General features: G+C 56.2%; 4 protein-coding genes and 6 tRNA genes. 8 read left to right on the top strand and 2 right to left on the bottom strand.

Going from position 1 to position 6,000, the window contains the following annotated elements; all coding sequences use genetic code 11:
* Positions 1-19: 19 nt before the first annotated feature.
* From BCM02_RS27720 to BCM02_RS27685, 8 genes are all read left to right on the top strand, one after another.
* Positions 20-94: transfer RNA gene (locus tag BCM02_RS27720), tRNA-Gln, on the top strand.
* 6 nt (positions 95-100) lie between these two features.
* A tRNA-Lys gene (locus BCM02_RS27715) sits at positions 101-173 on the top strand.
* Positions 174-208: 35 nt separating this feature from the next.
* Positions 209-291 (top strand) — tRNA-Leu (locus BCM02_RS27710).
* Positions 292-301: 10 nt separating this feature from the next.
* Positions 302-376, top strand: a tRNA-Gly gene (locus tag BCM02_RS27705).
* A gap of 7 nt (positions 377-383) precedes the next feature.
* Positions 384-457 (top strand) — tRNA-Cys (locus BCM02_RS27700).
* A gap of 42 nt (positions 458-499) precedes the next feature.
* Positions 500-576, top strand: a tRNA-Pro gene (locus BCM02_RS27695).
* A 363-nt stretch (positions 577-939) separates the two neighbouring features.
* A complete protein-coding gene (locus tag BCM02_RS27690; protein ID WP_148932363.1) occupies positions 940-1,902 on the top strand; it encodes an MraY family glycosyltransferase in 963 nt (320 codons plus the stop codon).
* 202 nt (positions 1,903-2,104) lie between these two features.
* Entirely contained in the window at positions 2,105-2,398 is a 294-nt protein-coding gene (locus BCM02_RS27685) for a hypothetical protein (protein ID WP_148932362.1), read from the top strand.
* A gap of 319 nt (positions 2,399-2,717) precedes the next feature.
* Here BCM02_RS27685 and BCM02_RS27680 read toward each other — a convergent pair whose 3' ends face one another.
* Together BCM02_RS27680 and abnB are read right to left on the bottom strand one after the other, a co-directional pair.
* Entirely contained in the window at positions 2,718-3,851 is a 1,134-nt protein-coding gene (locus tag BCM02_RS27680; protein WP_148932361.1) for a glycerate kinase, read from the bottom strand.
* 163 nt (positions 3,852-4,014) lie between these two features.
* Positions 4,015-5,475: an arabinan endo-1,5-alpha-L-arabinosidase AbnB gene (abnB, locus tag BCM02_RS27675; RefSeq protein ID WP_148932360.1), complete on the bottom strand. Its 1,461-nt coding sequence runs from the start codon at positions 5,473-5,475 to the stop codon at positions 4,015-4,017.
* Positions 5,476-6,000 lie beyond the last annotated feature (525 nt).

The following is a 6,000-nucleotide window of genomic DNA, read 5'->3' as shown; positions in this document are numbered from 1 at the left end:
TCGATCGCCCCATGATTATTGGGGATTAGCCAAGCGGTAAGGCAACGGACTTTGACTCCGTCATGCCAAGGTTCGAATCCTTGATCCCCAGCCATTTTGCGAGCCATTAGCTCAGTTGGTAGAGCACCTGACTTTTAATCAGGGTGTCGTAGGTTCGAGTCCTACATGGCTCACTTTCTTCATATACTGACCTATAAGGTCGCATCTCGCGCGTATGGCGGAATTGGCAGACGCACCAGACTTAGGATCTGGCGGGCGACCGTGGGGGTTCAAGTCCCTCTACGCGCACCAATATGTTTATGCGGAAGTGGCTCAGCGGTAGAGCATCGCCTTGCCAAGGCGAGGGTCGCGGGTTCGATTCCCGTCTTCCGCTCCATCTTTATGGCGCCATAGCCAAGTGGTAAGGCAGAGCTCTGCAAAAGCTTCACCCCCAGTTCGAATCTGGGTGGCGCCTCCACCTTCATCTCGTCGTTAATACGATGAGATGCCAATTGTATAACGGGATGTAGCTCAGCTTGGTAGAGCACCTGGTTTGGGACCAGGGGGTCGCATGTTCGAATCGTGTCATCCCGACCATCTTTTTCAATCGTAACCGGCGGATTTTCGCCGGTTTTTTGTTTTGTTCAGAAGACGCTAGATGCGCTAATCGAGTTGGTGCGTATCCGTAAAGAACCGATGATCGACGAGAGAGTGTTGGTTTAGGCGTTCTCGACATGTCGGCGCAAACTGCTTTCGGAAATTGAGGTGTGGAGTGCTGAAGGCGCTGGAAGTAGAGAAGGTGGTGATTTCGGCGCTTTATAAGATGCCTAGGCGCAGGTTATGGTAAAAATTAGAGGGTGGTGCAACTTTATCGGGGATTTCGTCGTCAATTGGACAAACTAGGCAACATGAGAATCGAAATGCCGCAGACGACGTCATCTGAATACGAGGAGGATCTACATGCTCTACTGGATTGGCTTTACGCTGTCATTCGTGTTGGTGCTGATGCTTATCCCTCCGCTGCGCAAGCTGGCGGTACGAATCGACTTCGTGGACAAGCCTAGACCGGATGTCGAACGGAAGATTCACCGGGAGCCGATCCCGCTGACGGCGGGAATTGCGATATTCGTCGGATTTTTCGCGGTCTATTATGCATGCAGCGGACCCTTCTCGGCACAGACGTGGGCCATCACCGGCGGAGGGCTGTGCATTCTCGGCATCGGGCTTATCGATGACTGGTACAAAACGCGGGGCAAAGAGTTGGCATCCCTGCCGAAGTTGATCGTACAGGTAGGCGCCGCGGTCATCGTCTATTTATCGGGCATCGCGTTCGAGGGATTTACGAATCCGTTTAACGGGCAGTTCGTGAATTTGCCGACATGGCTGGAGCTCGTGCTTACGATTTTGTGGATCTTCGGCGTTACGACGGTCATTAACTTCTCCGATGGCATCGATGGGCTGGCAGGCGGTTTGTCGGCGATATCGGGCGGGACGCTGTTCGTCGTGGCGCTCACGATGGGGCAGAGCGATTCCGCGCTCATGTCGATCATTCTGGTCGGGGCGGCACTCGGTTATTTGCGCTATAACAAGCCGCCTGCGCGGGTATTCATGGGCGATGCGGGTGCGACGTTCTTAGGCTTCATGCTCGGCATTATCGCGCTCGACGGGGCTTTCAAAGGGGCGACGCTGCTGTCGCTGTTTATTCCGATTTTGGCGCTCGGGGTGCCGATCTTCGATAACGTCATCGTTGTCATCCGCCGGCTGCTGGCCTCCAAGCCGATCTACCAAGCCGATGCGTCTCAAGCGCACTATAAGTTATTGGCTACGGGATTGAATCAGAAGCAGACGCTGGTGTTTCTATGTCTGCTTAACGTCTGCTTCGGGTTGACCGCTATCATAATGGCGCTGCAAATAGGCGCGTAAGCAGTAAGCTGTCCGTTTGGTTGCGGACGGCTTTTTTTGTCGCGGGAAAGCTTTCGGTCAAGGGCGATCGTCTTGGGAATAGAAGGGCATAAAGGCGGAATAACGCGGAGCAAGTTTGGGTGGAGAGAAACGGTATTTGTGAAAGAGGCGAATGCGCTGTGGGATACGTTACGATCGAAATTGTGAGCAGAAGAGGCGTTGTATGACTAAATATCGATTGAGCATGCGGGTGCTGTTAATTATCGTCGCGGTTCTGTTTATCTTATTATCGATTGGACCGGTACAGCGAATGACGGCTCGGGCGTCGGCGGCCATCTATATGACCGTTCATTACGGGGATCGCGATCTAAGATTTCAAACGCTGGAGTATTCAACGGCGTTCGGGACATACATGGTGTCGTATCGGGATCGCGACGGGCAATCGGTCGGGCTGCAGATCAGTTCGAAACGATTTCCCGTCTTCATCATGTTCGATTCGCTCGACCCTGGGGCTTGATGAGAGCATGTCCGGATGAGTTTTCGGGAACGGGGCTATAAGTGAGGGGATGGGTGCTGCCATGCTCCGGGGGCTTGATAAGGGTACGAGAGAAAGTGAGCCGCTGGACGGGGGCATTAGCGGGTTTGTTGCGACCGGCGCAAGCGCTTCGCTTCGTATTGAGACAGGCGAGTGGGGATGCGTAGGAGGTCTTATTCGCGCGGTGGCAACTTGTAGGGGCTCGTCGAAGATTGATTCGCCCCTCAAGTGCCTTAACGGTGAGTGCTGCCGAGACTGTAAAAGACAGTATGATTAGAGCTTCAATCTGGTGAAGTCGTGCTTAACGACCGGCAAAAAAAGCGCGGACGGCTTGCTCGGCGGCGTGTTCCAGCAGTTCGCCGGCGCGCGTCATGGCTTCCTCCAGCGGCATGGGAGCATTGGCGATGCTGAACGCGCAGCTTATGCCGCCTTCGTATAGCGCGCGCAAATCAGGACGCACGGCGCCGGCCAGCGCGATGACGGGGATGCCGAGCGATTGGGCTTCCCGCGCGACGCCCAAAGGCGCTTTGCCGGATGCGGTCTGCACATCGAGACTGCCTTCCCCGGTGATCGCCAAGTCGGCTCCGGGCATATGCCGGCGCAATCCAGCGGAGTCGATGACCACCTCTATGCCTGGGCGGAGGCGAGAAGGGAAGAAGGCGAGAAACGCGCCTGCTAATCCGCCGGCGGCCCCGGCTCCGGGATAATCATGCAGCCGCATGTTTGTTTTCGACTCCACGAGATCGGCCCAGTGTCGCATATTACGCTCCAAGTGCTCGATATCGCCGGGGGTTGCGCCTTTTTGCGGGGCATAAACGGCGGTTGCGCCATGAAGACCGAGCAGGGGATTGGTCACGTCGCAGGCAAGGAGAAAATCGGATTCGGCAATGCGCGAATCGAACGCGTCGTCGTCAACGCGCGCAATCCGATCAAGGTTTCCTCCCGAAGGATGGATGACGCTACCGCTTGCATCATAGAATGCCATTCCGAGCGCCTCCAGCATGCCTGCCCCGCCGTCGTTGGTCGCGCTCCCGCCCAAGGCGAGAATAAAGCGCCTGCAGCCATGGTCCAAAGCGTGTCGGATCAGCTCGCCCGTGCCATAGGTCGACGTCAGCTTCGGATTGCGCAGGGCAGCCGGCACGAGTAGAAGTCCAGATGCGCGCGCCATTTCGACCACGGCGGTCTTACCGTTTTCCAGCAGCCCATATGCGGCATCGACGGGGGAGCCCAGGGGACCGCGTACGGTGTGCGCGACTATTGTGCCTTCCGCGCTGTGAACGATCGGCTCCAGGGAGCCTTCTCCGCCGTCGGCCATCGGGACGAGAACCGTATTCGCTTCGGGGAAGGCGTTGCGGATGCCGCGTTCGATCGCTTGGGCGGCTTCAGTGGCGGTAAGACTCCCCTTGAAGGAGTCGGGGGCGATGACGATTTTCATGTGAGCGTGCCTCCTCTGCGGTATCCCGCGGTGAGCGGGCGTGTTAGATATAGGACGATGCGAAATTGGCATTAGGAGCTTATATCTGATTATATCAGGAGAATGGAAAAAGCAGGACATCGCCTCGGTGAGGCCATGTCCTGCTTTTGTTATACTCGCGTGCTTAAGGCGTGATGATACGGCTTCCCCAAATCGTGATGCCTTCGCCCGACATGGCCGAAAAGGTCATCGTCTGACGCTCTCCGGTCTCGTCGTATTGCCGCAAGAAGACGCCTTTATAGGTCGTACCGTCAATTGTGATCGTCGCGGTATGATCATCGCTTAGCTCCCATGTGCCGCTGACCGAGCCCGCCACTGCGCCGTCCTCGGCAAGGGTGATGATGGTCGATTGCTGGATGTCGGCCGTAATGTCTTTATTATGGTTGACGAATTTGTACTCGCCCGCGATGTCGGCCTTGGCGTATTCGGCAATGTTCTCGCCGCCGTAGCGGTACGGCGCGACGACCGGCCATCCGTCTTCGTTGAAGAACATTTGATGGACGCGGACTTCATGCTGCTCGCCCAGACCCGGGAACCGCGCGTGGAAGATCAGATAATAGCGCTTCGTTTGCTCGTCGTAGTAGGCGGAGTTGTGACCCGGGGATACATAGCCGTATTCGCTGCCATCCGACTCGTCTTCAGCGGGTTGGAAGGCATAGCTGCCCATCAACTTAGCGCCGTATGGCGCGTAGGAAGCATCGTCGAAAGCGGTGCCGAAGGCGCCCATCGCTTCTTCCATCGGCTTGTCCTCGGCGTCGACGAAAGGACCGTCCGGATTTTTGGAACGCGCGACGCGCATGTTGTACCCGCCGTCGGCCGTCAGCCCGCCGTAGGAGAGGAACAGGTAGTAATACTCCGTGTCTGGGCTGTACAGCATGTACGGGCCTTCGATCCGGCTGTGGTTGCCGCCCAGCAGCTTCTTGCCATAGCCTTGGTCCGGGAGAGGGAAGCCGGTCTTCGAATCCATCTTCAGGATGAAAATACCGCCCGAATAGGAGCCGTATACCATCCACAATTGGCCGTCTTTGTCATAGAACACGTCGGGGTCGACGACGTTCGGATGCACGGTCGCGTCGTAAATCTCTCCGTCGGCGCCGGCTTCGCCGACCATGCCGGACTTGAGCATAATGCCCAGATCGCGGTAAGGGCCTTCGATGCTATCGGATACGGCGACGCCCATGGCGGACAACGGCGAATCGCCGCGGCAGGCGTTGTAGTACATGTAATATTTGCCGTCTTCGAGCTGAATGACGTCGGCCGCCCACAGCGTGTCGGTCTCCGCCCAAGCGAACGTCTCGGCGAGCTCTTCCTTGACGCCCGGGATCAGCGGGTTGTCGTCGGATACGCTCGTGGAAATTTGCGTCCACGCCATTAGATCGGATGATTTGGCCGAAGCCAGGTGGGAGCCGAATACGTAATACGTGCCGTCCGATTCGATGATGGACGGATCGTGTACCGAAACATTTTCGAACACCGGCGGTGCGCTCGTCGTTGCATTGGAACCCGTATTATTCGTCGCGCTGCTGCAACCGCTCGACAGCAGGGCCGCGGTAAGTAAAACTAAGGCGAATGCTTTTGCCTTCATCCGTTAGACCTCCTTCATGTATACCCTTACATTGTCGGTATAACGGGCGAAATAGTCAATAGTATTTTTATGAATATATTAATGTTTATGTTTACGTTTGAAGGGAGGGGGGATTTAAACCGGTAGTGGGAACTTGCCGTGTGTTATTGCGCGCGTCGGTTGGCAATGGCATGGACCGAAGTAGTGTGCGTGAAGTTGATGTTTTTAAATCGAAGGAAAGTGAGAATGGTAGAGGGCGTATGAAGTCGTGAAGCCGTGGAGATGGTGGAGGGAACTGCAATTGTCGAGAGTGGCGGCAAGGAGAAATGAACGAGACGAGCAGACGGAAGAATACAACAAGGCGTTAAAGTCGCTGGAGGGGATGAGATCGTTAGCGGGCAACGAGGAGCGACAAGGAGTGCGCGAAATGAGGGGTATATCGTACGGCAGGATGAATGGTAGTTCGCGGCAGCGGAAGGAGAGCATACGAAGGACAAGCGACGGCGTGGGAGTAGAAGGAGATCATACGAAGGACAAGCGACGGCG

Origin of the sequence: Paenibacillus methanolicus (genome assembly GCF_008124765.1) — a bacterium.
Taxonomy (GTDB): domain Bacteria; phylum Bacillota; class Bacilli; order Paenibacillales; family Paenibacillaceae; genus Paenibacillus_Z; species Paenibacillus_Z methanolicus.
Note: the sequence above shows the minus strand (reverse complement) of the source record. Positions and strands in the feature narration are given on the sequence as shown.